Raw genomic sequence first — 26,595 nt, 5'->3', positions numbered from 1 at the left:
CCTGCTCGCGATAGCGGAGTGTCAGTCACCAATGATGTTGACTGACACTCCGCTATCGCGAGCAGGCTCACTCCTACAGGGGACCGCGTTTCAGGCGTGCTTCTTGCGGTACTCGCCCGGTGAGATACCGAAGCGTGATTTGAAGGCGGTGGAGAAGTAGCTCGAATCCGAAAACCCCCACGAATACCCCAACACCGACAACTTCTGCTCGGTCCGCGCCTGCCGCAAAGACTCGGCACACAAATCCAGACGCCGGTTCTTGATGTAACGCGCGACCACCAGGCCCTTCTTGGCAAACATTCGATACAGCCCGCGCGTGGACATGCCGACTTCCCGCGCCAGCCACTCGGGGCAGAGCTCTTCCGAGCGGATGTGCTGATCGATAAAACTCAGGGTCCTGCGAAAGGTGCGCTCGTGCGCGTCGCTGCCGTCATCTGACTGACTGATCGCCGGGCGCAGCAGGCTGACAATGGCCTCCAGCGTCGCTTCACTTTCCTGGCGGCTCAGGCATTTTTGCCGCGTGGCGTCGAGTACCAAGCGCTGGGACAGCATGGCGATGGGCGATGTCGCCGCGATCCGGTGACCGCATCGCACCTGATTGAAACGCAGCGTCTGCTCCACCAGTTGCGAGGGCAGGATCAGCGACAACTGACGGGAGTTTTCACTGTAGGTGAAGTCGCTGGGGCGCGACGCGTCGATCAGGGTGATGTCACCCGCCGAAAGCAACACCTTGTTGTCGCCCTGAGCCATGCCCGCCGAGCCGTCGAGCTGGAACACCGCAAAGTATTTGCCACCCTCGCCCGCCGCGACCTCCAGCGGCGTGCGATACAGCCGCGCCTGGCAGGCGTCGACAAAACTGAGCTTCAACGCGCCGTCCTGATGTTCCAGGATCTGGCCGGCAAACGCCTCGCCCAGGGGTTGAGCATTAAAGGCGCCACAGATCTGGTTGATCTGATGAATCCACTGATCAAATCCATCACGGCGCTGTGCAATTGAAGAAATCATGTCGGGCCTCACGCAGGCTTGTTTTTATTATCTACGCCAATCCCCTGGTCCTCCCTGACCGCAATGCGCTCGGGTAAAAACGGACTATTTCAGCCCGCCAAACCGTCGGTAGAAACTTTCACCCACATCGGGCAACGGCCCGTCAGCGGTTTCCAGCGCACTGTTCAGCCACTCCTCGGCCTTGGCGTAAATCAATCGATAAATGTTGCGGCACAACTGGCGGGCAGCGCGTCCTTCCCAGTCGCCGGGCAGCAATTCGTCCGGCAGCTGAGGGTCGCGCAACAGCAATTTGCGGTACTCGTGAATAAGCAGGACCCGTGCCAGGAAACAGTCGGCCGGTTGCAGGTTCTCCTGCTCGCGAAGCGCTTGCCAGAGCGGTCGGAACAGCTGGATGAACTCGCTGTAATGGGTCGCCAGTTCCTCGATGTTCCAGCTCTCGCGCACCTGCAAACGCAAGGCTTTGGAGGCCAGCACATCCTGGGCGGTCGTTTCGAAAACGATGGTCTCTTCCTGCGCGCCGAGTTCAAGCAGCGTTGCATTGAGGTCGGCCCGGTCACTGCGCGGGCAGGCCAGTACCGCTGGCGAGATCGCACCAAAACCTTGCCACTCCAGTTCTTCGCGCACTTGTTTGCGCTTGTCCTGGGTCAGTTGCGTGAGCATCACCAGGCTCCACGAACCGTCCCAGGCGGGCACGGTGGAGCTGTAAACCCGCTTGAACGCCTTGTCGAAACGCCGGCGACCGGCGCCGGTGAGGCTGTAGTAGCTGCGACGTCCGACTTTCTCGGCGGTCAGCCAGCCTTCTTTGGTCAGACGGAAAATAGAGGTGCGGATCAGCCGCTCGTTGATACCGATCGGTTCGAGCAACTGGATCAGGCTACCCAGCCAGACGGTCCCGCCATGGGGCTCGATGGCATCTCCGTACAACGTGATGATCAAGGAACTGGCGCGAATGGGCGTCTGTTCCTGGAAGCGGGTAATCAGGTGGTTCAAAGGTGTCAGGGACGACATGGGCGTACCGAGCTGAAAAAAGAAAAGGAATATACCGAATGTCTACCGGTTAATCGCGGATCCCTGCAGGAGCTACCGTGGCGAGGGGATTTATCCCCGTTGGACTGCGCAGCGGTCCCATTTTTGGGGCTGCTCCGCAACCCAACGGGGATAAATCCCCTCGCCACAGTGATCACGAAAGGCCGCTACCCTTGGGCCGCAGGCCACTGTCGCTGATACGCGGTCGATCGGGCTCCGGCTCGGTCAAGGGTTCGCACACTTGCATCTGTTCAAGGCAACGCTGGGCCAGTTGCTGATACGCACGGGTACCGGCTTGTTTCCACGCCACTTCCTCATCGCTGAGACTGCGCTTGACGCTGGCCGGCGCGCCCATCACCAGTGATTGCTCCGGGCATTCGAACCCCGCTTTGACAAAGGCCGCCGCCGATACAAACGACCGCGCACCGATGAGCGCGTTATCCATCACCACCGCATTCATGCCCACCAGTGCATCCGCACCAATCCGGCAACCATGCAGCACGGCGCCGTGACCGATATGACCATTGCGCTCGACCACCGTGTCACTGTCCGGAAAACCGTGCATCACGCAAGTGTCCTGCAGGTTGGCGCCCTCTTCCAGCACGATCCGGCCAAAGTCGCCCCGAAGGCTGGCCAGCGGCCCGACGTAGCAATGCGCACCGATGATCACGTCGCCAATCAGAACGGCCGACGGATGAACGTAGGCCGTGGGGTCAACCACCGGAGTCAAACCATCAAGGCTGTAGCAGGTCATGGGATTTCCTAATAAGCGAAAGCGATGCCGAAGTTGATTCATTTTGTATCACATCGCTTTTGACATCACAAAGACAAAAAACCGTATCACTTAATGAGTCCGCAACAGCCGCGGCGTATTACAGAAGAAAAACAGGTCGTTACGTCAATAAAACAGGGGAAAAACCCGCAACAAGCTTCTAATCAAACATCCGTTTCAAAAACCTGAACACAACCAATAAGACACATTAATCAGTTTTTTCAGTTGCATTTACGTATCACGTTGTAGGTATACTCCGGCAAAACCGGCCTCGCGCCGATCCAATAATGAGCCGGCATCACCGCCGAGCGTGCACCGTGAGGGCATCTGCCATGCCTGTAACACTTGCTGTCGAGTTCATCGAGCCGGGCGTTCGCCTGATCACCCTGCAGCGTCCGCAAGCGCTGAACGCCCTGACCACCGAATTGCTCGGTGAGCTGGCCGGCGAACTGGATGCCGCCCAGGCCGACGCAAACACCCGCGTCGTGGTCCTGACCGGCAGCCGCAAAGCCTTCGCGGCCGGCGCCGACATCAAGGAAATGGCCGAACGCAATCTGGTCGGCATCCTCGACGACCCGCGCCAGGCTTCGTGGCAGACCATCACCCGCTTCAACAAACCCTTGATCGCCGCCGTCAACGGCTTCGCCCTGGGCGGCGGCTGCGAACTGGCGATGCACGCGGACATCATTGTTGCCGGGGAAGACGCCCGCTTCGGCCAGCCAGAAATCAATCTCGGGATCATGCCCGGCGCCGGTGGCACCCAACGCTTGCTGCGCGCGGTCGGCAAATCCATGGCGATGCAAATGGTCCTGACCGGCGAGGCGATCGACGCTCGCCAGGCCCAGCGCGCCGGCCTGGTGAGTGAAGTGACTCAACCGGAATTCACCGTCGAGCGCGCCCTGCAGATTGCCCGCAGCATTGCAGGCAAGGCTCCGCTGGCGGTGCGCCTGGCCAAGGAATCCTTGCTCAAGGCCATGGACACCGACCTGGCCAGCGGCCTGCGCTTCGAACGCCATGCGTTCACCGTGCTGGCCGGCACCCGCGACCGTGACGAAGGCATTCGGGCGTTCCAGGAAAAGCGCACGCCGACCTTCACCGGCGAATAACCCGCCGCCCCCTCACCACCTTAAAAAGCAGCGAACGACTTCTCAGAGAGCGCCATAACCATGAACTTCGAACACATCCTGTTTTCCATCGAGGCCGGTGTCGCCCTGCTCAGCCTCAATCGGCCGGACCAGCTCAACAGCTTCAACACGCAGATGCATGGCGAGGTCAAGGAAGCGCTGAAACAGGTGCGGCAGAACCCGGACGTGCGCGTACTGCTGCTCACCGGTGAAGGCCGCGGCTTCTGTGCCGGACAAGACCTCAGCGACCGAAACGTCGCGCCGGGCAGTGCCGTGCCGGATCTGGGTGAGTCCATCGAGAAGTTCTACAACCCGCTGATCCGCCAATTGCGCGACCTGCCACTGCCGGTCATCTGCGCGGTCAATGGCGTTGCCGCCGGTGCCGGCGCCAACATCCCGCTGGCGTGCGATCTGGTGTTGGCGGCGCGTTCGGCAAGCTTCATTCAAGCCTTCTGCAAGATCGGTCTGATTCCGGATTCCGGCGGCACCTGGACCTTGCCGCGCCTGGTCGGCATGGCCCGCGCCAAGGCCCTGGCCTTGCTGGGCAATCGCCTGAGCGCCGAACAGGCCGAGCAATGGGGGCTGATCTACCGCGTCGTTGATGACGCCGAACTGCGCGCCGAAGCCCTGACCCTCGCCCGCCATCTGGCCACGCAACCAACCTATGGCCTGGCACTGATCAAACGCAGCTTGAATGCGAGCCTGAGCAACACCTTCGACGAACAGCTCGAACTCGAAAAGGACCTGCAGCGCCTGGCCGGGCGCAGCGAGGACTACCGTGAAGGCGTCGGCGCTTTCATGGAAAAACGCAGCCCAAGTTTCAAGGGGCGCTGAGTCATGACGGCACTGAACACAAACGCACTTATTGCAGTGATCGGCGCCGGGGCCATGGGCGCCGGCATCGCCCAGGTCGCCGCACAGGCCGGCCATCCGGTGTTGCTGCTGGACAACCGTCCGGGCGCCGCCGCACAGGCCATCGAAGGCATCGACCGGCAGCTGGGCAAGCGCGTCGAAAAGGGCAAGCTTTCAAGCAACGCACGGACAGCAACCATCGCCCGCCTGCACGCCGTGGAAGCCATCGAAGCGCTGGCCGATTGCGAGTTGGTCATCGAAGCCATCGTCGAGAACCTTGAGGTCAAGCGCGCGCTCTTCCGCCAACTGGAAAGTGTCTGCGGCGAACGGTGCATCCTCGCCAGCAACACCTCGTCGCTGTCGATCACCAGCATCGCCGCGCAGCTGAATCATCCTCAACGCCTGCTCGGCCTGCACTTCTTCAATCCGGCACCGATCATGGCGTTGGTGGAAATCGTCTCGGGCCTGGCCAGCGATCCGGCGCTCGCCGAATGCCTGTACGACACCGCCAAAGCCTGGGGTAAAAAACCGGTGCACACCCGTTCGACGCCGGGCTTCATCGTCAACCGTGTCGCGCGCCCGTTCTACGCCGAAAGCTTGCGCCTGCTGCAGGAAGGCGCCGCCGACTGCCCGACGCTGGATGCGTTGATGCGCGATGCCGGTGGCTTTGCGATGGGCGCGTTCGAGCTGACCGATCTGATCGGCCATGACGTCAACTACGCCGTGACCTGTTCGGTGTTCGATGCCTACTACGGCGACACACGCTTCCTGCCTTCGTTGATCCAGAAAGAACTGGTCGAGGCTGGCCGCCTGGGGCGTAAAAGCGGTCAGGGGTTTTACAGCTATGCAGAAGGTGCTTCCCGCCCTCACCCGAGTGAAATCAACAGCAGTGCAGCCGTTGAAACCGCCATTGTGGAAGGTGATCTCGGCATCGCCAACACACTGATCCCGCGCTTGCGTGACCATGGCATCGGCGTTATCCAGCGCGACGGCCAAGGCCTGTTGCGGGTCGGCGACGCGGTGCTGGCCTTGAGTGACGGGCGCATGGCCTGCCAACGCGCTGCGGAAGACGGCTTGCGCAACCTGATCCTGCTTGATCTGGCGTCCGACTACGGTCAGGCCAAACGGATTGCCATCAGTTGCTCAGCCGATATCACCGACTCCGCGCTGGACCAGGGCATCGCCTTGCTGCAGTGCGCTGGATTCACCGTCAGCCGACTCAGCGACAGCCCGGCCCTGGCCGTGTTGCGCACGGTCGCGATGCTCACCAACGAAGCCGCCGACGCCGTGCTGCAAGGCGTGGCTTCGTCTGCCGACGTCGATCTGGCCATGCGCGCCGGGGTCAATTATCCCCAGGGCCCGCTGGCCTGGGCCGATGCCATCGGGCTTTCACACGTCCTGACCGTACTGGAAAACCTGCACGCCGGTTACGGCGAAGAACGCTATCGCCCGTCGCTGCTGCTGCGTCGCCGGGTCGCTGAAGGGAGAACGTTCCATGACTAACCACGAAGCCATGAACCTGGCCAGCCAGTGTGCCCAAACCATGCTCAAGCGCGACGCCGCCAGCCAGGCCATGGGCATGCGCCTGCTCTCCGCCGCGCCGGGTTGTGCCCGGGTCGGCATGAGCGTGCGCGCCGACATGATTCAAGGTCACGGCACCTGCCACGGCGGCTACCTGTTCGCCCTCGCCGACTCGGCATTCGCCTTCGCCTGCAACAGCTACAACGACGCCACGGTGGCCATCGGTTGCAGCATCGACTACATCGCCCCGGCACATCAGGGCGACACACTGACCGCCGATTGCATCGAGCAAAGCCGCTCCGGCCGCACCGGCAACTACGACGTACGCATAGAAAACCAACAGGGCCAGCTGATCGCGCTGTTCCATGGCAAATCCTACAAAGTGCGCGGGACAGTGCTCGCGCAGGAGACCCCGAATGAATGACGCCTTGATCATCGACGCGGTGCGGACCCCGATCGGCCGCTACGCCGGCGCCTTGAGCAGCGTGCGCGCCGACGACCTCGGCGCCGTGCCGCTGCGTGAACTGCTGCGCCGTCATCCGCAGGTCGACTGGAATGCAGTGGACGACGTGATCTACGGCTGCGCGAACCAGGCCGGCGAAGACAACCGCAACGTGGCGCGCATGTCGGCGCTGTTGGCCGGGTTGCCAGTCAGCGTGCCGGGCACCACCCTCAACCGTCTGTGCGGTTCCGGGCTGGACGCCATCGGCACCGCAGCCCGGGCGATTCGCTGTGGTGAAGCCGGGTTGATGCTGGTGGGTGGCGTCGAATCGATGTCCCGTGCACCGTTGGTGATGGGCAAAGCCGAGCAGGCATTTTCCCGCGACGCGCAGATGCACGACACCACCATCGGCTGGCGCTTCGTCAATCCGCTGATGAAAAAAACCTTCGGCATCGACTCCATGCCGGAGACCGCCGAGAACGTCGCCGAGCAGTTCAACATCTCCCGCGCAGACCAGGACGCCTTCGCGCTACGCAGCCAGCAACGGGCCGCCGCCGCGCAGGCCAGCGGGCGCCTGGCCAGGGAAATCGTCGCGGTAGAGATCCCGCAGCGTAAAGGTCCGGCCAAGGTCGTCGAGCATGACGAGCATCCCCGTGGCGACACCACCCTCGAGCAGCTGCAGAAACTCGGCACGCCGTTTCGCGAAGGCGGCAGCATCACCGCCGGCAACGCCTCCGGGGTCAACGACGGTGCCTGTGCCCTGTTGCTCGCCAGCCCGGAAATCGCCAAGCGTCATGGCCTCAAAGCCCGAGGTCGCGTGGTGGCCATGGCCACGGCGGGTGTCGAGCCGCGCATCATGGGCATCGGCCCGGTACCCGCGACGCGCAAGGTGCTGGAACTGGCCAACCTGAGCCTCGCCGACATGGACGTGATCGAACTCAACGAAGCCTTTGCCGCACAAGGTCTGGCGGTGCTGCGCGAACTCGGCCTGAGCGACACCGATTCACGGGTCAACCCCAACGGCGGCGCGATTGCCCTCGGCCATCCACTGGGCATGAGCGGTGCGCGGCTGGTGACGACCGCCCTGCACGAGCTGGAAGAACGTAACGGTCGCTATGCCTTGTGCACCATGTGCATCGGCGTCGGCCAGGGCATCGCGCTGATCATCGAGCGTTTGTCCGACTAAAGAACCGCGATTCCCGAGGAGCCGAGAGGTATCCTTGGGGCATGCACTCAAAGCCCTTCCGCGAAAGGGCTGAAACACAAAAACAATTCGAGTGAAATCATGAACATGCCAATTGCCAAAGCCGTGCTTGATCCAATGCTGGACCCGCTGGAGACCGCCAGCGTCGACGAACTGCGCCACCACCAGCTGGATCGCCTGCGCTGGAGCCTGAACCACGCCTACAACAATGTGCCGCTGTACCGTCAGCGTTTCGATGCCCTGGGCGTTCATCCCGACGACATCAAATCCCTGGAAGACCTGGCGAAGTTTCCGTTCACCACCAAGACCGACCTGCGCGATAACTACCCGTACGGCATGTTTGCAGTACCGATGCACGACGTCGTCCGCCTGCACGCATCGAGTGGCACCACCGGCAAACCGACGGTTGTGGGTTACACCCAGAACGACATCGATACCTGGGCCAACGTCGTCGCCCGCTCGATCCGCGCAGCCGGTGGCCGACGCGGCGACAAGGTGCATATTTCCTATGGCTATGGCCTGTTCACCGGCGGTCTGGGCGCCCACTACGGCGCCGAACGCCTGGGTTGCACGGTCATCCCGATGTCCGGCGGCCAGACCGAGAAACAGGTGCAACTGATCAAGGATTTCCAGCCGGACATCATCATGGTCACGCCGTCCTACATGCTCAACATCGCCGATGAAATCGAGCGCCAGGGCATCGACCCGCACAAACTGGCCCTGCGCCTCGGCATCTTCGGCGCCGAGCCCTGGACCGGCGAACTGCGCAGCGCCATCGAGAACCGTCTGGGCATCACTGCGCTGGACATCTACGGCCTGTCGGAAATCATGGGGCCGGGCGTCGCCATGGAATGCGCGGAAACCAAGGACGGGCCGACGATCTGGGAAGACCACTTCTACCCGGAAATCATCGATCCGATCACCGGTGAAGTGCTGCCTGACGGACAAATGGGCGAGCTGGTGTTCACCTCCCTCAGCAAAGAAGCCCTGCCGATGATCCGCTACCGCACCCGCGACCTCACGCGCCTGCTGCCGGGGACGGCACGACCGATGCGCCGAATCGACAAGATCACCGGGCGTAGCGATGACATGCTGATCATTCGCGGAGTTAACGTGTTTCCAACGCAGATCGAAGAACAGGTGCTGAAAATCAAACAGCTTTCAGAGTGTTATGAGATTCATCTGTATCGCAACGGCAACCTGGACAGCGTTGATGTGCATGTGGAGTTGAAGGCAGAGCACCAGCATTTGAGTGACGATCAGCAGAAGGCCGTCTGTGGCGAGCTGAGTCGGCATATCAAGACGTACATCGGGATCAGTTCGCGGATCGTCTTGCAGCCTCTGCATTCGATCAAGCGCTCCGAGGGCAAAGCGTGCCACGTGATGGACAAACGCCCTAAAGCATGACTGCTGCACCCTTTACGGCCCCGCTCTTGTGGGGCTTTTTTTTGCGGGCGCGGCGGCTATTGGCTCGGTCCTTTTAACGAATGATTTCCCTGTGGGAGCTGGCTTGCCAGCGATGGCGGCCTTAGAGCGGATAAGTATTTCCCTGATGAACCCGGATCAAACTGTGGGAGCTGGCCTGCCGGCGATGGCTACCTGATTGGCGGTGAGATTCTTGATGGTGTACATATCCATTTCTGCGGTCAGGGCCGCTATGGGTTTCGCTTTTACAGCGAGTCACTTTTGAAAAGCCGGAATGCCGGCCCAGTCAAAAGTAACCCAAACGCTCTTGCCCCACCACTTGGCACCTCGCCTGGGCTCGGTGTGCCCTCACTCCGGCATTGCTCCGCGGGTCGCCGCGATGGGCCATCCCTGGCCCAGCGCGGCTAAACCGGCATCCTTGCCGGTTTACCCGCTGCGCAATACCTGCGTTCGGCCAGCGTGGTTTAACGGGGCGCCTGAGATCAAAATCAAAAGCAAAGCGAGGCGGCCTGACAGCCGACCTGACGCTTGAAGCCTGCGCGTTTCCCTGTGGGAGCAGAGCTTGCTCGCGATGGACGTTAACGATGACGCAATGTCATTGGGAAAACGCCGCCATGTAGGAGCTGTCGAGTGAAACGAGGCTGCGATCTTTTGATCTTGCCTTTTAAAACCAGGATCAAAAGATCGCAGCCTCGTTTCACTCGACAGCTCCTACAGGGATAACGCTAAGCGGCGGAACGTCTAAACGTCAGGTCGGCTGTCAGGCCGCCTCGCTTTGTTTTTGATCTGCTTTTGATTTTGATCTTCTTGCCCCATGGGAAGGCCGAGCGCAGGTTCTGCGCAGTGGGCAACCCGGCATGGATGCCGGGTTAGCCGCGCACGGCCATGGATGGCCGATCGCGGCGGGCCCACGGAGCAGGACCGGAGTGAGGGTATGCCGAGCCCTGGCGAGGCACCGGACGAAAGGGGCAAGAGCGTTTGGTTACTTGGCGCTCTTCCAAGTGACTCGCCGTAAGGGCGAAACCAAAAGCCGCCTCGACCGCAAGAATGGATATGTACTCCAGCAAGAATCTCACCGCCGATCAGGCCGCCATCGCCGGCAAGCCAGCTCCCACAGTTTGATCCAGGTGCATCAGGGAAATACTCATCGGCTATGAGGCCGCCATCGCGAGCAGGCTCACTCCTACAGTTTGATCCGGGTGCATCAGGAAGATATCGATCGGCTGTGAGGCCGCCATCGCGAGCAAGCTCGGCTCCCACAGGTGAATGCGTGAGCTTCGAAAGTCAGGTCGGCTGTCAGGCCGCCTCGCTTTGTTTTTGATCTGCTTTTGATTTTGATCTTCTTGCCCCATGGGAAGGCCGAGCGCAGGTTCTGCGCAGTGGGCAACCCGGCATGGATGCCGGGTTAGCCGCGCACGGCCATGGATGGCCGATCGCGGCGGGCCCACGGAGCAGGACCGGAGCGAGGGTATGCCGAGCCCCGGCGAGGCACCGGACGAAAGGGGCAAGAGCCTTTGGTTACTTGGGGCTTTTCCAAGTGACTCGCTGTAAAAGCGAAACCAATAGCCGCCGTGACCGCAGGAATGGATATGTACTCCAGCAAGAATCTCACCGCCGATCAGGCCGCCATCGCGAGCAGGCTCACTCCTACAGTTTGATCCGGGGACATCTGGAAGAAACCTGTCGGCTATGAGGCCGCCATCGCGAGCAAGCTCGGCTCCCACAGGTGAACGCGTGCGCTTCGAAAGTCAGGTCGGCTGGCCTGCCGCCATCGCCGGCAGGCCAGCTCCCACCGTTTGATCCGGGTGCATCAGGGGAATACTCATCGTCTAGCAGGCCGTGATCGCGAGCTGTTTTTCTTCTACGAAAACAACCCAACCCAAGACCCTACATCCCAAAGCGATACAAAAAACAAACACGACACGTTATTTTCTGTTTGATATTAATTTCTGTATCGCTTATAAAGTTCTCCATGCCAACAAACAGATTCACGGCGGGAGACCCCCCATGTACGCACAGCTCGTAGAAACAGGCGTCAAGCGCATCAAGGACCTGTCGGAAATGTCCGAACAGGAACGTGCTTTCCAGGAAAAAATCGATTCAGAAATCAAGATCGAAGCTAAAAACTGGATGCCTGATGCCTATCGCCAGACCCTGATCCGGCAGATTTCCCAACACGCTCACTCCGAAATCGTCGGCATGCTGCCCGAAGGCAACTGGGTCACCCGTGCCCCTACGCTCAAACGCAAACTGCAGCTGATGGCCAAGATTCAGGACGAAGCCGGTCACGGCCTCTACCTCTACAGCGCCATGGAGACCCTCGGCGCTGACCGCGACGAAGAAATCGCCAAGCTGCACAGCGGCAAGGCCAAGTACTCCAGCATCTTCAATTACCCGACGCTGAACTGGGCCGACATGGGCGCCGTGGGCTGGTTGGTGGATGGCGCCGCGATCGTCAATCAGGTGGTGTTGCAACGCACGTCCTACGGCCCGTATTCCCGAGCCATGGTGCGCATCTGCAAGGAAGAAAGTTTCCACCAGCGCCAGGGCTACGAAATTCTCCTGACCATGATGCGTCACGGTAATCAGGCGCAAAAAGACATGGTCCAGGACGCGATCAACCGCCTGTGGTGGCCGTCGCTGATGATGTTCGGTCCAAGTGACGAGCACTCGCCCAACAGCGCCCAATCCATGGCCTGGAAAATCAAGCGCCAGAGCAACGACGAACTGCGCCAGCGCTTTATCGACCAGACCATCCCGCAGCTGGAACTGCTGGGCTGCACCTGCCCCGACCCGGACCTGAAGTGGAACGCCGAGCGCGGCCACTACGACTTCGGCGAGATCCAGTGGAGCGAGTTCTACGAAGTGCTCAAGGGCAACGGCCCGTGCAACCAGGAGCGCGTGTCCACCCGACGCAAAGCCATCGAAGACGGCGCCTGGGTTCGTGAAGCCGCGGTCGCCCACGCTCGCAAAAAACAAAACAAGAACGCCGCCTGATTCGGCCACCTGATCTGGAGACACCGTCATGTCCGAATGGACCCTTTTTGAAGTCTTCGTGCGCAGCAAGCACGGCCTCAACCACAAGCATGTCGGCAGCGTGCATGCCGCCGACACCACCATGGCCATCGAAAACGCGCGGGAGTTGTACACCCGTCGCAGCGAAGGCGTGAGCCTGTGGGTCGTGCCGTCGGCGCTTATTACCGCGTCCTCGCCGGATGAAAAAGACCCGCTGTTCGACCCGGCGGACGACAAGGTCTATCGCCACGCCAGCTTCTACGAGTTGCCGGCCGAAGTCGGGCACATGTGAGGTCGACCATGAATAACCAGACTGATCTGATCGAATACCTGCTGCGCCTCGGCGACAGCGCCCTGATCCAGGGCCAGCGCCTGTGCCAATGGTGCGGCAAGGCCCCGGCGCTGGAAGAGGAACTGGCGTTGATGAATGTCGGCCTCGACCTCGTCGGCCAGGCCCGCAACTGGCTGGAATACGCCGCCGAATTGCTGAACGACGGTCGCGATGCCGATCACTTGGCGTTCCGTCGAGACGAGCGCGCGTACCGCAACCTGTTGCTGGTGGAGCAACCCAACGGCGACTACGCCGTCACGATCCTCAAGCAATTCCTTTACGACGCATGGCACCTGCAAGTGCTCACCGGCCTTGCCCTGTCCAGCGACGAACGCATTGCCGGGATCGCCGCCAAAGCCGTGAAGGAAGTGACCTATCACTTGCGTCGCTCCGGTGAGTGGGTCGAGCGCCTGGGTGACGGCACCGAAGAGAGCCACGCGCGCATGCTCGCGGCCATCCCCGAGGTGTGGCGCTTCACGGTTGAGCTGACCAGCGCCGACGACAGCGAACACCGCCTGTGCGAAGCCGGCATCATCCCGGCCACCGCAGAAGTCGCCGCCGCCTGGCAAAAAACCGTCAGCGAAACCTTTGCCCGCGCCACCCTGCCCGTGCCCCCGGCGCCCAGCTATTTCTATCTGGATGCACGCAAGGGTCTGCACTCCGAACACCTCGGCATCCTGCTGGCCGAGATGCAGTTCCTGCCACGAGCGTACCCCGATGCAACCTGGTGAGCTGATCGCCAGCGACCAGGGCGCCCGGCCGGCTCAGCCGAGTGACCTGGCCGCTGCGTGGGCGACATTGGCCCAGGTCATGGACCCGGAAGTGCCGGTGGTCAGCGTGGTCGACCTGGGGATAGTCCGCGATCTCGACTGGCAGGACGGGCACTTGCACGTGGTGGTCACGCCGACCTACTCCGGTTGCCCCGCCACCGAAGTGATCGAAAGCGACATCCGCGACGCGCTGGAACTGGCCGGCTTCAAGGCGCCGCTGCTGGAGCGAAAATTGACGCCGGCGTGGACCACCGACTGGATCACCCAGAGCGGTCGTGAACGCCTGCGCGCCTACGGCATCGCGCCGCCCGAAGGCAGCACAAGCAAACGCAGCCTGCTCGGCGACAGCCCGGTGATCGCCTGCCCGCAATGCGGTAGCACGCACACCGAAGTGCTCAGTGAATTCGGTTCCACCGCGTGCAAGGCGCTGTACCGCTGCCGCGATTGCCTGGAACCGTTCGACTATTTCAAGTGCATCTGAGCGGCGATCGGCCGTCCCAGCTGGAGAACAATAATGAGTAAATTTCACAGTCTGACCATCAAGGACGTGCGCAACGAGACCCGTGACGCGGTGTCCATCGCCTTCGAGATTCCGCAGCACCTGCAGGACAGTTTTCATTTCACCCAGGGCCAGCACCTGGTGATGCGCACCCAGATGGATGGCGAAGAAGTACGCCGCTCCTACTCGATCTGCACGGGTGTCAATGACGGTGAACTGCGCATTGCCATCAAGCGTGTGGTCGGCGGGCGCTTCTCGGCATTTGCCAACGAACACCTCAAAGCCGGGCACTGCCTGGAAGTGATGCCACCGGCCGGACACTTCCACGTCGACCTCGACCCGACGCGCCATGGCAACTACCTGGCTGTCGCCGCCGGCAGTGGCATCACGCCGATTCTGTCGATCATCAAGACCACCCTGCAGACCGAACCGCACAGCCGAGTGACCTTGCTGTACGGCAACCGTTCCAGCTCCGGCGCCTTGTTTCGTGAACAGCTCGAAGACCTGAAAAACCGCTACCTGCAACGCTTGAACCTGATCTTCGTGTTCAGCCGCGAGCAGCAGGATGTCGACCTGTACAACGGCCGGATCAACGCCGAGAAATGCGAGCAACTGTTCTCCCGCTGGCTCGACGTCAAAGCCCTGGATGCCGCCTTTATTTGCGGTCCGCAGGAAATGACCGAGACCGTACGCGACAGCCTCAAAGCCAAGGGCATGGCGCCGGAGCGTATCCACTTCGAATTGTTCGCCGCCGCTGGCAGCCAGCAAAAACGCGAAGCCCGGGAGGCAGCGCATCAGGTGGACGCCGCAGTCAGCCAGATCACGGTGATCAGCGACGGTCGCGCCCTGGCTTTCGACCTCCCGCGCAACAGCCAAAGCATTCTCGATGCCGGCAACGCCCAAGGTGCCGAACTGCCCTACTCCTGCAAGGCCGGCGTGTGCTCGACCTGCAAGTGCAAGGTCATCGAAGGCGAGGTGGAAATGGACAGCAACCACGCCCTGGAAGACTACGAAGTAGCGGCCGGTTATGTCCTGTCGTGCCAGGCCTTTCCGATCAGCGACAAAGTGGTGCTGGATTTCGATCAGCTTTGATTCCGCAAGCGTTCGGAACCCTGTAGGAGTGAGCCTGCTCGCGATAGCGGTGGTTCAGCCACCCGCGATGTTGAAGGTGATGGCCTTATCGCGAGCAGGCTCGCTCCCACAATTTGTCATGTGATTAACCCCGATTTACTGCTTCACCCCACAACAAAAACAACAACAGAGAGCGCGCCATGACTCCACAAGACGTAGAACTCATTCGCCAGCATCCCGACTTCATCCAGCTGGTCCGACGAAAACAGAACCTGTATTGGTCGCTGTCGCTGATCATGCTGGTGATTTATTTCGGCTTTGTCCTGTTGGTGGCTTTCTCCCCCGCCACCCTCGGCCAATCCCTGAGCGGCGGGGTGACCACCGTCGGCATGCTGGTGGGCGTGGTCATCGTTCTGATGGCGTTCGCCCTGACCGGTTTCTACGTCTATCGCGCCAACAACGTCATCGACCCGCTCAACGAAAAACTCAAGCAGGAGTGCGCGCAATGAGCCGTCTTATGGCCTTGTTCCTGCTGCCATTGGCAGTGGTCACCGACCTGGCGGTTGCCGCTGACGGCGCGTCCCGCCCGTTGAACTGGAACGCCATCGGCATGTTCCTGGTGTTCGTGCTGTTCACCCTCGGCGTGACGCGCTGGGCAGCGTTGCGCACCCGTTCCGCCAGCGATTTCTACACCGCGGGCGGTGGCATGACCGGGTTCCAGAACGGATTGGCCATTGCCGGCGACATGATCTCGGCAGCGTCCTTCCTGGGCATTTCCGCCATGATGTTTCTCAACGGCTACGACGGTTTGCTCTACGCCCTCGGCGTATTGGCGGGCTGGCCGATCATTCTTTTCCTGATCGCCGAACGCCTGCGCAACCTTGGCAAATACACCTTCGCCGACGTGGTCTCCTATCGCCTGGAACAAACCCCGGTGCGCCTGACGTCAGCTTTCGGCACCCTCACCGTGGCCCTGATGTACCTGGTGGCGCAGATGGTCGGCGCCGGCAAGTTGATCGAACTGCTGTTCGGCATCGATTACCTCTACGCGGTCATGCTGGTCGGTGTATTGATGGTGTTCTACGTGACCTTCGGCGGCATGCTCGCCACCACCTGGGTACAGATCATCAAGGCCGTGATGCTGTTGTTCGGCACCACGTTCATGGCCTTCATGGTGCTCAAGCATTTCGGTTTCAGCACCGAGGCGATGTTCGCCAGCGCCACTGCCGTGCACGCCAAAGGCACCGCGATCATGGCGCCGGGCGGGTTGCTGTCGAACCCGATCGATGCGATCTCGCTGGGGTTGGGCATGATGTTCGGCACCGCCGGCCTGCCGCATATCCTGATGCGATTCTTTACCGTCAGCGACGCCAAGGAAGCGCGCAAAAGCGTGTTCTATGCCACCGGTTTCATCGGCTACTTCTACCTGCTGCTGATCATCGTCGGCTTCGGCGCGATCGTCATGGTCGGCACCGATCCGACGTTCCGTGATGCCAACGGCGCAATCATCGGCGGCGGCAACATGATCGCCGTGCACCTGGCGCAAGCCGTCGGCGGCAACCTGTTCCTGGGCTTCATTTCTGCGGTCGCGTTCGCCACCATTCTGGCGGTGGTTGCCGGGTTGGCCTTGTCCGGCGCGTCGGCGGTGTCCCACGACCTGTATGCCTGCGTGATCCGCAAGGGCCAGGCCACCGAGCAGCAGGAAATCCGCGTTTCGCGCATCGCCACCCTGTGCATCGGCGTTCTGGCAATCATCCTTGGCCTGCTGTTCGAGTCGCAAAACATCGCGTTCCTGTCCGGCCTGGTGCTGGCCATTGCCGCCTCGGTGAATTTCCCGGTGCTGTTCCTTTCGATGTACTGGAAAGGCCTGACCACTCGCGGCGCGGTGACCGGCAGCCTGGCAGGGCTGATCTCGGCCATTGTCCTGTTGGTGCTGAGCCCGGCGGTGTGGGTCAACGTCCTGCACTACGAAAAAGCCCTGTTCCCGTACTCCAACCCGGCGCTGTTCTCCATGAGCCTGGCCTTCCTGAGCGCCTGGCTGTTTTCCGTCACCGACACCTCACCCCGTGCAGCCCTTGAGCGCGGCCGTTACCTGGCGCAGTTCATTCGCTCCATGACCGGGATCGGTGCCTCCGGCGCCAGCAAGCACTAATAACGACGATTGACGGCAGGGAATAAAAACAATGAAGCCCGCACGTACTGCTCCTTATGAATCACTGTTTTCGTTAGCCGCTGCATTGAGTCTGCCCATGGTCGCACCGAGCGCCATGGCCGACTTCGTCAGCGACAGCAAGGCCCGTATCGAGATGCGCAACCACTACATCAACCGCGATTTCCGTCAGGAGAATGCGCCCCAATCCAAGGCTGAAGAATGGGCGCAGGGATTCACTGCGCGCATCGAGTCCGGGTTCACCGATGGGACCTTGGGGTTCGGTCTCGATGCGTTGGGGGAGTTGGGGCTGAAACTTGACTCCAGCCCGGATCGACGGGGCACCGGCCTGCTGCCATTTGGCCCGAACAGCCATGAACCTGCGGACGAGTTCAGCGAGCTGGGTTTGACCGGCAAAATGCGCGTATCCAAGAGCGTATTGAAGCTCGGCACCCTGCAACCCTTGCTGCCGGTGGCGACTTACAACGACACCCGCCTGTTGGGTTCGACCTTTGAAGGCGGCTTGCTGACCAGCCAGGAAATCAGTGGCCTGACGGTGAATGCCGGGCGCCTGACCAAGGCCAACCTGCGCGATTCCTCCAGCAACGATGACATCGGTTATGGCGCCGCCAGCAGCGATCACTTCGACTTCGCGGGCGGCACTTACGCCTTCAGCCCGCAACTGAATCTGAGTTACTACTACGGCAAGCTCGAACAGATCTATCGCCAGCAATTCGTCGGACTGGTGCACACCCAGCCGCTGGGCAACGGTTTCAATCTGCGCAGCGACGTGCGTTATTTCGACAGCCGCGGCGACGGTGCCGAGCGGGCCGGGCGCATCGATAACCGCAACTTCAACAGCATGTTCACCGTGTCCCACGGTGCCCACAAAGTCAGTGCGACCTACCAGCAGTTGTCCGGCGACAGTGCGTTCCCGTTCCTCAACGGCGGCGACCCGTACGTGGTCAACCTGGTGACCTACAACACCTACACCCGCGCCGACGAAGACTCCTGGCAGCTGCGTTACGACTATGACTTCGCCGCCCAGGGCATCCCCGGCCTGACCTTCATGACCCGCTACACCGATGGTCGCAACGTCAAGGCAGGCACCGTCGACAACGGCCGCGAATGGGAGCGCGACACCGACATCAGTTACGTCATCCAGAGCGGCATGTTCAAGGACGTCAGCCTGCGCTGGCGCAACGTGACCTTCCGTTCCGGCAATGGCTTGACCACCGCCCTCGATGAGAACCGGCTGATCGTCGGTTACACCGTGGCGCTCTGGTAATCCCTGAATGGCGCGGCTGCGGCTGCGCCAGACCTTTTAATCATCATCTGGAGCAATCGTGATGTCCTCTTCACCTACACCGCACGCCCCTACCCTGCAAAGTTTCATCGCCGGTCGCTGGATCGGCCAACACGGTGCCCAGGTGCTGCGCAGTGCCATCGATGGCCACGAAATCGCACGCACCCACGAAGAGCGTCCGGACTTCGCCGAAGCCATCGAGCACGGCCGTCGCCAGGGCGTCAGCGGTCTGATGGCGCTGGATTTCCAACAGCGGGCCCAGCGTCTCAAGGCACTGGCCTTGTACCTGAGCGAGCGCAAGGAACAGCTCTACGCGATCTCCCATCACAGCGGTGCTACCCGCGCTGACAGCTGGATCGATATCGAAGGCGGCAACAGCACGCTGTTCACCTACGCCAGCCTTGGCTCCCGGGAGTTGCCCTCGGGTAACATCGTCCACGAAGGCCCGGCGATGCAACTGAGCAAACTGGGCACCTTCGCCGGCACCCACATTCTGGTGCCCCGCGGCGGCCTGGCGGTGCACATCAATGCCTTCAACTTCCCGATCTGGGGCATGCTGGAAAAGTTCGCCCCGAGCTTCCTTGCCGGCATGCCGTGCATCGTCAAACCGGCCAGCGCCACCAGCTACCTGACCGAAGCCGTGGTACGCCTGATGGACGAATCCGGCCTGCTTCCGGCCGGCAGCCTGCAACTGATCATCGGCGGCACGGGTGACTTGCTCGATCGCCTGCAGGGCCAGGACGTGGTGACCTTCACCGGTTCCGCCGACACCGCCGCCAAGCTGCGGGTGAACCCGAACCTGATCCGCAACTCGGTACCGTTCAACGCCGAAGCCGACTCGCTGAACTGCGCGATCCTCGCCCCGGACGTGACCCCGGATGACGAAGAGTTCGAGCTGTTCATCAAGGAAGTCGCCCGGGAGATGACCACCAAGGCCGGGCAGAAATGCACCGCCATTCGCCGCGCCATCGTGCCGGCCAAACACATCGATGCGGTCGCGACCCGTTTGCGCGATCGCCTGAAGAAAGTCGTGGTCGGCGACCCGTCGGTGGAAGGCGTGCGCATGGGTGCACTGGCCTCCCACGATCAACAGAAAGACGTCGCTGAGCGTCTGGAAAGCCTGCTGCAAAGCAGCGACATGCTGTTCGGCGCCCGCGACGGATTTGAACCCCGGGGTGAGAACGTCAACCAAGGCGCATTCTTCGCCCCGACATTGCTGCAGGCCCGCGACCCGCACGCCGAAGGTGGCGCCCACGACATCGAAGCATTCGGCCCCGTCAGCACGCTGATGGCCTATGACGATCTGGATGAAGCGCTGGTGCTGGCGGCTCGCGGCAAAGGCAGCCTGGTGGCCAGCTTGATCACCAAGGACCCACAGATTGCTGCCAAAGCCATCCCCGTTGCCGCTGCCTGGCACGGTCGCTTGCTGGTGCTCGACCGCGAGTCCGCCGCCGAATCCACTGGGCACGGCTCGCCGCTGCCACAACTCAAGCATGGCGGTCCGGGTCGTGCCGGTGGCGGTGAAGAACTTGGCGGTCTGCGCGCGGTGAAGCACTACCTGCAACGTGCAGCCGTGCAAGGTTCGCCCACCATGCTGGCGGCTGTGACCGGTGAGTACGTGCGTGGCGCCAAGGTCATCGAAACCGAAGTGCATCCGTTCCGTCGGCACTTCCAGGACCTGCAGATTGGCGAGTCGCTGCTGACCCACCGTCGCACCGTGACCGAAGCCGATCTGGTGAACTTCGGCTGCCTGTCCGGTGATCACTTCTACATGCACTTCGACGATATCGCGGCGAAAGAATCGCAATTCGGCAAACGCATCGCCCACGGTTACTTCGTGCTGTCGGCGGCGGCAGGCCTGTTCGTATCCCCTGGTGTCGGCCCGGTGCTGGCCAACTACGGCCTGGACACGCTGCGCTTCATCAATCCGGTGGGGATCGGCGACACGATCCAGGCGCGCCTGACCTGCAAACGCAAGATCGACCAGGGCAAGAAGAGCCCGCAGGGTATCCCGCAAGGGGTGGTGGCCTGGGATGTCGAGGTGACCAATCAGTTGGGTGAGCTGGTGGCCAGTTATGACATTTTGACGTTGGTGGTTAAGCGCGAAGACTAAAGCATAGGATCAAAAGATCGCAGCCTGCGGCAGCTCCTACAGGGTGGAACGCATTTCCATGTAGGAGCTGCCGCAGGCTGCGATCTTTTGACTTTCAATGCTGGCGCAACCACTCGATAAACAACGCAAACAACTCCGACTGCGAACCCACCTCCAGCTTCAGGTACAGGTTCTTGCGGTGCATGCGTACGGTTTCTGGTGATATGCCCAGTTGGCTGGCGGTGGATTTCACCGAGTGCCCCCTGAGCACCATGTGCGCGACTTCCCGCTCGCGGTCGGTCAGCAAATCGCTGCCGAAATGCTCGAAAGCCCACTGCACCCGTTGCTTGAGATCATCCCCTTCACCCACCGCTTGAACGCACTGAATCTCGGCAATGCGCTGCATGCCGCGCTGGCTGAATGCGCCGATGAATTCGCTTACCAGGGGTTCGACGGCGCGCAGCAGGTTCAGTTGATCGACCCGCAGGCTTTCATTGCTGAAACCTTGAAACAGGCTCACCGAAATCTTCGTCTCGTTGCCCGTGTTGACGATGTAATAGCTGTCCTCCGAACACCCCGCCTTCAAGTAATAGGTGCGGTAATACTCACTGTCGAAGAAGTCATCCGGGGCGATTTCCTCCAGGTGGTAAAAGCCTTGGGCCAAATCCTGTTCCACCGCCAGGCAGAACGGATCAAGCAGATACCCCCCGGAAAAATAGCGCTCGATGATCGACACCTGATACTGCTCGGCAATGCCGCGTTGATACAGCAACTGGGGTGGGCGGTCCTTGTGTTCCAGGCTGATCATCACCGATTCGATGCCGACCAGGTGCTCGAACGCTGACGCCAGGTAGTGCAGCGCGTCGGGCTCATCGACACGGGCAAATGCCTCGCGCATTTGCCCGTGCCATTTATGCAGTGCCCCGAAGGGCAAGGCGATCAACGTATCGTCGTTTGGTTTGCTCATACCCCGCAGTCTAGCGGGTGAGCCGGCCCCCGGTAAAAGCCTGGCTGACGAAGTCATTGGCCCTGGTACTGGCCGCTTTCCTGAAGTTCGGCGGCCACTTCAAGAATACACACGCGCAGGGTCTCGACGATCTCATCGACCTGGGCGCACGTCAGGATCAGCGGCGGCGACATCACGTTGAGGTGCATGATCGGCCGCACCAGCAACCCTTTGGCCTGTGCCCGGGAGTGAATCCGCTCGCCGATGTTGATCTCGTCGGAAAACAACGCCTTGGTGCGTTTGTCGGCGACAAATTCCACGCAGGCCATGAATTTCTGGCAGCGTACATCGCCCACCAACGGCAAATCGCTGAGTGTCGCCAAGCGTTCTTCCAGATAAGCGCCGACGACATCGACGTGTTCCAGCAGCTGTTCGCGCTCGATGATTTCGATGTTTTTCAGCGCCGCCGTGCAGCACACCGGGTGCCCGCTGTAGGTGAAGCCGTGGCTGAAGCAGCGGCCCTTGCCCGGTTCGGCGATGACCTTCCAGATGCGATCGGAAAAGATGCAGGCGCCCAGCGGCAGATAGGCGGACGTCAGGCCTTTGGCCGTGGTGATGATGTCCGGCTGCACATCGAACAGGTCGTAGGACGCAAAGAATTTGCCCAGTCGCCCGAAGGAAGTGACCACCTCATCGGCGACGAACAGGATGTCGTAGCGCTGGCAGACTTCCCACATGCGTTTCAGGTAGCCCTTGGGCGGAATGATCACCCCGCCCGACCCCATGATCGGCTCGGCAAAAAAGCCCGCGACCTTGTCCGCGCCGATGGCCAGGATCTTGTCTTCGAACTCCTTGACCAGAAACTCCAGGAACTGCGCCTCGTCCATGCCGTCCGGTGCGCGGTATGGATTGGGGTTTGAGACATGGTGGATACGGTCGTGGGCGTAGTCGAATTCCGGGACACGGTCGGCGGCCTTGTTGCCGATCGACATCGTCAGCGTTGTCGAGCCGTGATAGGCGTTGTAACGGGCAATGATGTGCTTCTTTTCCGGCTTGCCGCGGCAGTTCTGATAGTACTGAATCAGCCGGTAGGCAGTGTCCACCGCCGTCGAGCCGCCGGTGGTCAGGAATACGTGATCGAGGTCACCGGGGGCCAGGCTGGCGAGTTTTTCGCAAAGTTGAATGGCCACGCTGTTGGACATGTCACAGAACGGATTCGAATAAGCGAGCTGGCGGACCTGATCGGCAATGGCCAGGGCCATTTCTTCACGCCCCAAACCGATATTGGTGCACCACATACCGCCTACGGCGTCGAGAAAACGATTGCCCTGGGTGTCGAAAATGTAGGCGCCGTCGCCGGAAACAATGTTCAGCGACCCCTGCTCGGCGTGCTCGTCAAACATGTGATAGCCGTGCATGTAATGAGCCTTGTCTGCCTTGACCAGGCGGGCCTCTTCGGCGGCGGACAAAATGTGCTGGGTTGGAGTGGCCATACGAAAACCTCAAGCTGAATAATTTAACGATCAGATCCCGCTTTTTACCGTGCTCCAGACCCGCGTCATGGCGCGCATGGCTTTGGCGTCCTGGGTCTTCTGTGGAAACAGGCGCTCACGGGTGGCGTCATCGGGATAAATCGCCAGGTTGTTGCGCACTTCGGCATTCACCAGGGGCGTGGCGGCCGCGTTGCTGTTGGCGTAATGGATGTAATCGGTGACGTCGGCGATCACTTGCGGCTGCATCAAGTAGTCGAGGAACTTGTGGGCGTTGGCGACATGCGGGGCATCCGCCGGGATGTACATGTTGTCGAACCAGATCAGCGAACCTTCCTTGGGAATGAAATAGGACAGCTTGATGTTGAGCTTGGCTTCTTCGGCGCGGGCCATGGCTGTGGCGTAGTCGCCGGACCAGGTCATGGCCATGCACACATCGCCATTGGGCAGGCTGGTCAGGTAATTCACCGAGTCGAACTTGCGGATGTAGGGGCGTACGGACAACAGCAGTTCCTGCGCGGCTTTCAGGTCTGCCGGCGCGGCGCTTCGCGGGTCTCGCCCCAGGTACTTCAGGGCCAACGGAATGACCTCGGTGGGCGCATCGACCAGGGTCACGCCGCAATCGGCGAAACGCGAGACGATCTTCGGATCGAAGATCATCGCCAGCGAACCGATCGGCGCATCCGGCATGCGTTCTTTGATCTTGTCGACGTTATAAGTGATGCCGTTACTGCCCCAGGTATAAGGCGCGGAGTACTGCGTGCCGGCATCGAAACCCTGCAAGTCCTGCAAGACTTTCGGATCAAGATTGGCCCAACTTGGCAGCAGGTTTTTATCCAGCGGCTGGAAGACCTTGGCCGTGATCAAGGGGGGTGCGAGGGACGCATTCAGCACCACCAGGTCATACCCGGAATGACCGGTGAGCAACTTTGCCTGGACCGTTTCGTAGGCATCGAAGGTGTCGTAGATCACTCGGATGCCGGTGGCTTTTTCGAAATTCGAAATGGTTTTCTCGCCAATGTAATCCGCCCAGTTGTACAGCCGCAGGGTATTGGCTTCATTGACGTCGGCGCCGTGGACGCTGAGTGACAAAGGAACGAGGAACACACTGAAAATCAACTTGAATGCCTTACGCATAGCAAATTCACCTTACCAGGCAGGTTCCGTTCTGAATGACCGGATGAGTTCACTATCGAGCGATTCAGCGCACCGCACCATACCCCGAATGGGTGTGTGAACCGGATCGTGGCGATGCAACATGGCAAAAAGAAGCAGATTCGTTGAACGGTTTTGTCATAGATCCGGCACAGCCCCACGCTTAGAGTGACCGATGCACCGATCAACCAGAGCCGCTCATGAACGATCTGATCAAACAGGAACACAGTGCCGGCGTACTGACGCTCACTTTTGACCGCCTCGACAAGCTGAACGCGCTGAACAATGCGATGTACACGCAACTGGCCGACCGCTTGTTGGCCGCGGATGAAGACGAGAGTGTCGGCGCCATCATTCTTACCGGTGGTGCGACGTGTTTTACCGCCGGGAATGACCTGGCGGACTTCCTGCAGCATCCCCCGACTCATCTCGACAGCCCGGCTTTCCGCCTGATGAAAGTTGTCACGCACCTGCAAACGCCATTGATCGCGGCGGTGTGTGGGGCGGCCATCGGTATCGGCACCACCCTGCTGCTGCATTGCGATCAGGTGCTGGTCAGCCGCAATGCCCGGCTGCGTGTGCCGTTCGTCAACCTGGGCCTGTGCCCTGAGTTCGGTGCGAGCCTGCTGCTGCCACGTCAACTCGGCCATGCCCGCGCTGCGCGCTTGCTCCTGCTGGGAGAAACCCTCGACGGTGCCAGTGCCGTCGCGTGGGGCCTGGCCAACGAACTGTTCGACGATGGCCCGCAGTGCCTCGCTGCCGCACAGCAAATGGCCCAGCGTCTGCTCGCCTTGCCACAAGGTGCCTTGCGCCAGACCCGGCAATTGCTCAAGCAAGCGTCGATGGCCGAATTGCAAGCCACGATTCGCCAGGAAAACCTGATGTTCATCGAGCGCCTGAACACTCAGGAAGCGCAAACGGCGCTGAACGCCCTCCTCAATCGCAGTACCGAAAAGAACCCGCCTAAAGGAACACCGTCATGAACACCCCAGAAGTTTTTGTAGTCAGCGCCGCTCGTACCGCCATCGGCACCTTTGGTGGTGCCCTCAAGGACGTCCCGCCGGCCGATCTGGCAACCACCGCGGTCAAGGCGGCGCTGGAACGCTCTGGCGTGGACCCGGCGCAAGTCGGCCACCTGGTGATGGGCAGCGTGATCCCCACCGAGACCCGTGACGCCTACATTTCCCGGGTTGCCGCGATGAACGCCGGCATCCCGAAAGAGACACCGGCCTACAACATCAACCGCCTGTGCGGTTCCGGCCTGCAAGCCATCATCAGTGCGGCCCAGACCCTGTTGCTCGGCGACGCCGACATCGCCATTGGCGCCGGCGCCGAGTCCATGAGCCGCGGACCGTACCTGCTGCCATCCGCCCGCTGGGGCTCGCGCATGGGCAACGTCCAGGCAATCGACTACATGCTGGGCATCCTGCATGACCCGTTCCACGGCATTCACATGGGCATCACCGCCGAGAACGTGGCCGCACGCAACGGCATCACCCGCGAAATGCAGGACGCCCTCGCCTTTGAAGATCAGAAGCGCGCGGCGTTTGCCATCGCCAACGGGTACTTCAGTGAGCAAATCGCCGCCGTGGAAATCCAGACGCGCAAGGAAACGACGTTGTTCAACGTCGATGAACACCCTCGCGTCACTTCCATGGAACAGCTGGCGCAAATGAAACCGGCGTTCAAGAAGGACGGTTCGGTGACGGCGGGTAATGCTTCCGGTCTGAACGACGGTGCCGCCGCACTGGTCATGGCCACGGGCGATGCGGTCAAGCGCGGCAATTTGCGCCCCCTGGCCCGACTGGTCAGCTATGCCCACGCCGGTGTAGAGCCAGAACTGATGGGCCTGGGCCCCATCCCCGCCACACGCCTGGCCCTCAAACGCGCCGGACTGACCGTGCAGGATATGGATGTCGTTGAAGCCAACATCGCCTTTGCGGCCCAAGCGTGCGCAGTGAGCCAGGAGCTGGACCTGGACCCGGCCAAGGTCAACCCGAACGGCTCGGGCATTGCCCTGGGTCACCCGGTGGGCGCGACCGGCGCGATCATTGCAACCAAGGCGATTCATGAACTGCACCGTACCAACGGGCGGTATGCGTTGGTGACGATGTGCATTGGTGGCGGTCAGGGGATTGCGGCGATTTTTGAGCGGGTTTGATGGTTGGCCGGGCACGGGATCAAGGTAACCACTCGATTGATTCCGTGCCTGGCACCGTTATATGTGCCGCCGATTACCTGTCACAGCTGGCGGAACTTGTGGTGAGGGGATTTATCCCCGCTGGGTTGCGCAGCGACCCCAAAATCTTTACGACTGCTACGCAGCCGAACGGGGATAAATCCCCTCACCACAAGTTTCGTCAGCTGCTACAGATTGTTTGATGGCCTGACTGCCTCAAA

The 26,595-nt window shown here is 61.1% G+C and carries 23 protein-coding genes; 17 read left to right on the top strand and 6 right to left on the bottom strand.

Annotation, left to right across the window (positions count from 1 at the left end; genetic code table 11):
- Nucleotides 1–90 precede the first annotated feature (90 nt).
- The 3 genes from feaR to paaY form a co-directional block, all read right to left on the bottom strand.
- Nucleotides 91–1,005 carry a transcriptional regulator FeaR gene (feaR, locus tag AC3ZVB_RS24520; RefSeq protein ID WP_162440931.1) on the bottom strand — a complete coding sequence of 305 codons (915 nt, stop codon included), beginning with the start codon at nucleotides 1,003–1,005 and terminating at the stop codon, nucleotides 91–93.
- Between the two features lie 84 nt (nucleotides 1,006–1,089).
- Nucleotides 1,090–2,013, bottom strand: a complete 924-nt coding sequence (gene paaX, locus AC3ZVB_RS24515) for a phenylacetic acid degradation operon negative regulatory protein PaaX (RefSeq protein ID WP_162440932.1) — start codon at nucleotides 2,011–2,013, stop codon at nucleotides 1,090–1,092.
- Between the two features lie 172 nt (nucleotides 2,014–2,185).
- On the bottom strand, nucleotides 2,186–2,785 hold the full coding sequence (gene paaY / locus AC3ZVB_RS24510) for a phenylacetic acid degradation protein PaaY (protein WP_162440933.1): 600 nt from the start codon (nucleotides 2,783–2,785) through the stop codon (nucleotides 2,186–2,188).
- Nucleotides 2,786–3,135: 350 nt separating this feature from the next.
- Between paaY and paaF the strand changes: the two genes are divergently transcribed.
- From paaF to paaZ, 15 genes are all read left to right on the top strand, one after another.
- Nucleotides 3,136–3,909 (top strand): 2,3-dehydroadipyl-CoA hydratase PaaF, encoded by a 774-nt coding sequence (paaF, locus tag AC3ZVB_RS24505; RefSeq protein ID WP_490147946.1) that lies wholly within the window; start codon nucleotides 3,136–3,138, stop codon nucleotides 3,907–3,909.
- 60 nt (nucleotides 3,910–3,969) lie between these two features.
- Nucleotides 3,970–4,761 (top strand): 2-(1,2-epoxy-1,2-dihydrophenyl)acetyl-CoA isomerase PaaG, encoded by a 792-nt coding sequence (gene paaG, locus AC3ZVB_RS24500; protein WP_194692560.1) that lies wholly within the window; start codon nucleotides 3,970–3,972, stop codon nucleotides 4,759–4,761.
- Nucleotides 4,762–4,764: 3 nt separating this feature from the next.
- Nucleotides 4,765–6,282 carry a 3-hydroxyacyl-CoA dehydrogenase PaaH gene (gene paaH, locus AC3ZVB_RS24495; protein ID WP_490147945.1) on the top strand — a complete coding sequence of 506 codons (1,518 nt, stop codon included), beginning with the start codon at nucleotides 4,765–4,767 and terminating at the stop codon, nucleotides 6,280–6,282.
- Nucleotides 6,275–6,724, top strand: a complete 450-nt coding sequence (gene paaI, locus AC3ZVB_RS24490; RefSeq protein ID WP_162441232.1) for a hydroxyphenylacetyl-CoA thioesterase PaaI — start codon at nucleotides 6,275–6,277, stop codon at nucleotides 6,722–6,724. The genes paaH and paaI overlap by 8 nt, the downstream gene beginning before the upstream one ends.
- Complete coding sequence (pcaF, locus tag AC3ZVB_RS24485; protein ID WP_490147944.1) at nucleotides 6,717–7,928, top strand: 3-oxoadipyl-CoA thiolase; 1,212 nt, start codon at nucleotides 6,717–6,719, stop codon at nucleotides 7,926–7,928. Before paaI ends, pcaF begins: the two co-directional genes overlap by 8 nt.
- A 99-nt stretch (nucleotides 7,929–8,027) precedes the next feature.
- Nucleotides 8,028–9,353 (top strand): phenylacetate--CoA ligase PaaK, encoded by a 1,326-nt coding sequence (gene paaK / locus AC3ZVB_RS24480; RefSeq protein WP_162440993.1) that lies wholly within the window; start codon nucleotides 8,028–8,030, stop codon nucleotides 9,351–9,353.
- 2,025 nt (nucleotides 9,354–11,378) lie between these two features.
- A complete protein-coding gene (gene paaA, locus AC3ZVB_RS24475) occupies nucleotides 11,379–12,368 on the top strand; it encodes a 1,2-phenylacetyl-CoA epoxidase subunit PaaA (protein ID WP_162440992.1) in 990 nt (329 codons plus the stop codon).
- Between the two features lie 28 nt (nucleotides 12,369–12,396).
- Nucleotides 12,397–12,678 carry a 1,2-phenylacetyl-CoA epoxidase subunit PaaB gene (gene paaB / locus AC3ZVB_RS24470; RefSeq protein WP_003208899.1) on the top strand — a complete coding sequence of 94 codons (282 nt, stop codon included), beginning with the start codon at nucleotides 12,397–12,399 and terminating at the stop codon, nucleotides 12,676–12,678.
- Nucleotides 12,679–12,686: 8 nt separating this feature from the next.
- Nucleotides 12,687–13,448 carry a 1,2-phenylacetyl-CoA epoxidase subunit PaaC gene (gene paaC / locus AC3ZVB_RS24465; protein ID WP_162440991.1) on the top strand — a complete coding sequence of 254 codons (762 nt, stop codon included), beginning with the start codon at nucleotides 12,687–12,689 and terminating at the stop codon, nucleotides 13,446–13,448.
- Nucleotides 13,435–13,968, top strand: coding sequence for a 1,2-phenylacetyl-CoA epoxidase subunit PaaD (gene paaD / locus AC3ZVB_RS24460; protein ID WP_490147943.1), 534 nt, complete (start codon nucleotides 13,435–13,437; stop codon nucleotides 13,966–13,968). The genes paaC and paaD overlap by 14 nt, the downstream gene beginning before the upstream one ends.
- A 33-nt stretch (nucleotides 13,969–14,001) precedes the next feature.
- Nucleotides 14,002–15,078: a 1,2-phenylacetyl-CoA epoxidase subunit PaaE gene (gene paaE, locus AC3ZVB_RS24455; RefSeq protein WP_490147942.1), complete on the top strand. Its 1,077-nt coding sequence runs from the start codon at nucleotides 14,002–14,004 to the stop codon at nucleotides 15,076–15,078.
- A gap of 179 nt (nucleotides 15,079–15,257) precedes the next feature.
- The gene (locus tag AC3ZVB_RS24450) at nucleotides 15,258–15,566 is read left to right on the top strand and encodes a DUF485 domain-containing protein (protein WP_162440988.1); all 309 of its coding nucleotides are present in this window, start codon (nucleotides 15,258–15,260) and stop codon (nucleotides 15,564–15,566) included.
- Nucleotides 15,563–17,209, top strand: coding sequence for a cation acetate symporter (locus AC3ZVB_RS24445; RefSeq protein WP_162440987.1), 1,647 nt, complete (start codon nucleotides 15,563–15,565; stop codon nucleotides 17,207–17,209). The genes AC3ZVB_RS24450 and AC3ZVB_RS24445 overlap by 4 nt, the downstream gene beginning before the upstream one ends.
- Nucleotides 17,210–17,240: 31 nt before the next feature.
- The gene (locus tag AC3ZVB_RS24440) at nucleotides 17,241–18,494 is read left to right on the top strand and encodes an OprD family porin (RefSeq protein WP_490147941.1); all 1,254 of its coding nucleotides are present in this window, start codon (nucleotides 17,241–17,243) and stop codon (nucleotides 18,492–18,494) included.
- A gap of 61 nt (nucleotides 18,495–18,555) precedes the next feature.
- A complete protein-coding gene (gene paaZ / locus AC3ZVB_RS24435) occupies nucleotides 18,556–20,625 on the top strand; it encodes a phenylacetic acid degradation bifunctional protein PaaZ (protein WP_490147940.1) in 2,070 nt (689 codons plus the stop codon).
- Between the two features lie 94 nt (nucleotides 20,626–20,719).
- Here paaZ and AC3ZVB_RS24430 read toward each other — a convergent pair whose 3' ends face one another.
- Genes AC3ZVB_RS24430 through AC3ZVB_RS24420 form a run of 3 tightly spaced genes read right to left on the bottom strand, consistent with a single transcriptional unit; the run spans nucleotide 20,720 to nucleotide 24,177 of the window.
- Nucleotides 20,720–21,628, bottom strand: a complete 909-nt coding sequence (locus tag AC3ZVB_RS24430; RefSeq protein WP_490147939.1) for a helix-turn-helix transcriptional regulator — start codon at nucleotides 21,626–21,628, stop codon at nucleotides 20,720–20,722.
- Nucleotides 21,625–23,043, bottom strand: coding sequence for an aminotransferase (locus AC3ZVB_RS24425; protein ID WP_490147938.1), 1,419 nt, complete (start codon nucleotides 23,041–23,043; stop codon nucleotides 21,625–21,627). The genes AC3ZVB_RS24430 and AC3ZVB_RS24425 overlap by 4 nt, the downstream gene beginning before the upstream one ends.
- A 30-nt stretch (nucleotides 23,044–23,073) precedes the next feature.
- Nucleotides 23,074–24,177: a polyamine ABC transporter substrate-binding protein gene (locus AC3ZVB_RS24420; protein WP_162440392.1), complete on the bottom strand. Its 1,104-nt coding sequence runs from the start codon at nucleotides 24,175–24,177 to the stop codon at nucleotides 23,074–23,076.
- 218 nt (nucleotides 24,178–24,395) lie between these two features.
- Here AC3ZVB_RS24420 and AC3ZVB_RS24415 point away from each other — a divergent pair, with 218 nt between their 5' ends.
- Nucleotides 24,396–25,178 (top strand): enoyl-CoA hydratase, encoded by a 783-nt coding sequence (locus AC3ZVB_RS24415; RefSeq protein ID WP_490147937.1) that lies wholly within the window; start codon nucleotides 24,396–24,398, stop codon nucleotides 25,176–25,178.
- The gene (locus AC3ZVB_RS24410) at nucleotides 25,175–26,356 is read left to right on the top strand and encodes an acetyl-CoA C-acyltransferase family protein (RefSeq protein ID WP_490147936.1); all 1,182 of its coding nucleotides are present in this window, start codon (nucleotides 25,175–25,177) and stop codon (nucleotides 26,354–26,356) included. Before AC3ZVB_RS24415 ends, AC3ZVB_RS24410 begins: the two co-directional genes overlap by 4 nt.
- Nucleotides 26,357–26,595: the final 239 nt, after the last annotated feature.

The sequence above is a fragment of the Pseudomonas sp. MDV22-iso1 genome (assembly GCF_058145095.1).
Note: the sequence above shows the minus strand (reverse complement) of the source record. Positions and strands in the feature narration are given on the sequence as shown.

Bases quoted from the DNA above. Each gene is read 5' to 3' on its own strand.
- feaR (WP_162440931.1), bottom strand. From the start codon at position 1,005: ATGATTTCTTCAATTGCACAGCGCCGTGATGGATTTGATCAGTGGATT.
- paaX (WP_162440932.1), bottom strand. From the start codon at position 2,013: ATGTCGTCCCTGACACCTTTGAACCACCTGATTACCCGCTTCCAGGAA.
- paaY (WP_162440933.1), bottom strand. From the start codon at position 2,785: ATGACCTGCTACAGCCTTGATGGTTTGACTCCGGTGGTTGACCCCACG.
- paaF (WP_490147946.1), top strand. From the start codon at position 3,136: ATGCCTGTAACACTTGCTGTCGAGTTCATCGAGCCGGGCGTTCGCCTG.
- paaG (WP_194692560.1), top strand. From the start codon at position 3,970: ATGAACTTCGAACACATCCTGTTTTCCATCGAGGCCGGTGTCGCCCTG.
- paaH (WP_490147945.1), top strand. From the start codon at position 4,765: ATGACGGCACTGAACACAAACGCACTTATTGCAGTGATCGGCGCCGGG.
- paaI (WP_162441232.1), top strand. From the start codon at position 6,275: ATGACTAACCACGAAGCCATGAACCTGGCCAGCCAGTGTGCCCAAACC.
- pcaF (WP_490147944.1), top strand. From the start codon at position 6,717: ATGAATGACGCCTTGATCATCGACGCGGTGCGGACCCCGATCGGCCGC.
- paaK (WP_162440993.1), top strand. From the start codon at position 8,028: ATGAACATGCCAATTGCCAAAGCCGTGCTTGATCCAATGCTGGACCCG.
- paaA (WP_162440992.1), top strand. From the start codon at position 11,379: ATGTACGCACAGCTCGTAGAAACAGGCGTCAAGCGCATCAAGGACCTG.
- paaB (WP_003208899.1), top strand. From the start codon at position 12,397: ATGTCCGAATGGACCCTTTTTGAAGTCTTCGTGCGCAGCAAGCACGGC.
- paaC (WP_162440991.1), top strand. From the start codon at position 12,687: ATGAATAACCAGACTGATCTGATCGAATACCTGCTGCGCCTCGGCGAC.
- paaD (WP_490147943.1), top strand. From the start codon at position 13,435: ATGCAACCTGGTGAGCTGATCGCCAGCGACCAGGGCGCCCGGCCGGCT.
- paaE (WP_490147942.1), top strand. From the start codon at position 14,002: ATGAGTAAATTTCACAGTCTGACCATCAAGGACGTGCGCAACGAGACC.
- AC3ZVB_RS24450 (WP_162440988.1), top strand. From the start codon at position 15,258: ATGACTCCACAAGACGTAGAACTCATTCGCCAGCATCCCGACTTCATC.
- AC3ZVB_RS24445 (WP_162440987.1), top strand. From the start codon at position 15,563: ATGAGCCGTCTTATGGCCTTGTTCCTGCTGCCATTGGCAGTGGTCACC.
- AC3ZVB_RS24440 (WP_490147941.1), top strand. From the start codon at position 17,241: ATGAAGCCCGCACGTACTGCTCCTTATGAATCACTGTTTTCGTTAGCC.
- paaZ (WP_490147940.1), top strand. From the start codon at position 18,556: ATGTCCTCTTCACCTACACCGCACGCCCCTACCCTGCAAAGTTTCATC.
- AC3ZVB_RS24430 (WP_490147939.1), bottom strand. From the start codon at position 21,628: ATGACTTCGTCAGCCAGGCTTTTACCGGGGGCCGGCTCACCCGCTAGA.
- AC3ZVB_RS24425 (WP_490147938.1), bottom strand. From the start codon at position 23,043: ATGGCCACTCCAACCCAGCACATTTTGTCCGCCGCCGAAGAGGCCCGC.
- AC3ZVB_RS24420 (WP_162440392.1), bottom strand. From the start codon at position 24,177: ATGCGTAAGGCATTCAAGTTGATTTTCAGTGTGTTCCTCGTTCCTTTG.
- AC3ZVB_RS24415 (WP_490147937.1), top strand. From the start codon at position 24,396: ATGAACGATCTGATCAAACAGGAACACAGTGCCGGCGTACTGACGCTC.
- AC3ZVB_RS24410 (WP_490147936.1), top strand. From the start codon at position 25,175: ATGAACACCCCAGAAGTTTTTGTAGTCAGCGCCGCTCGTACCGCCATC.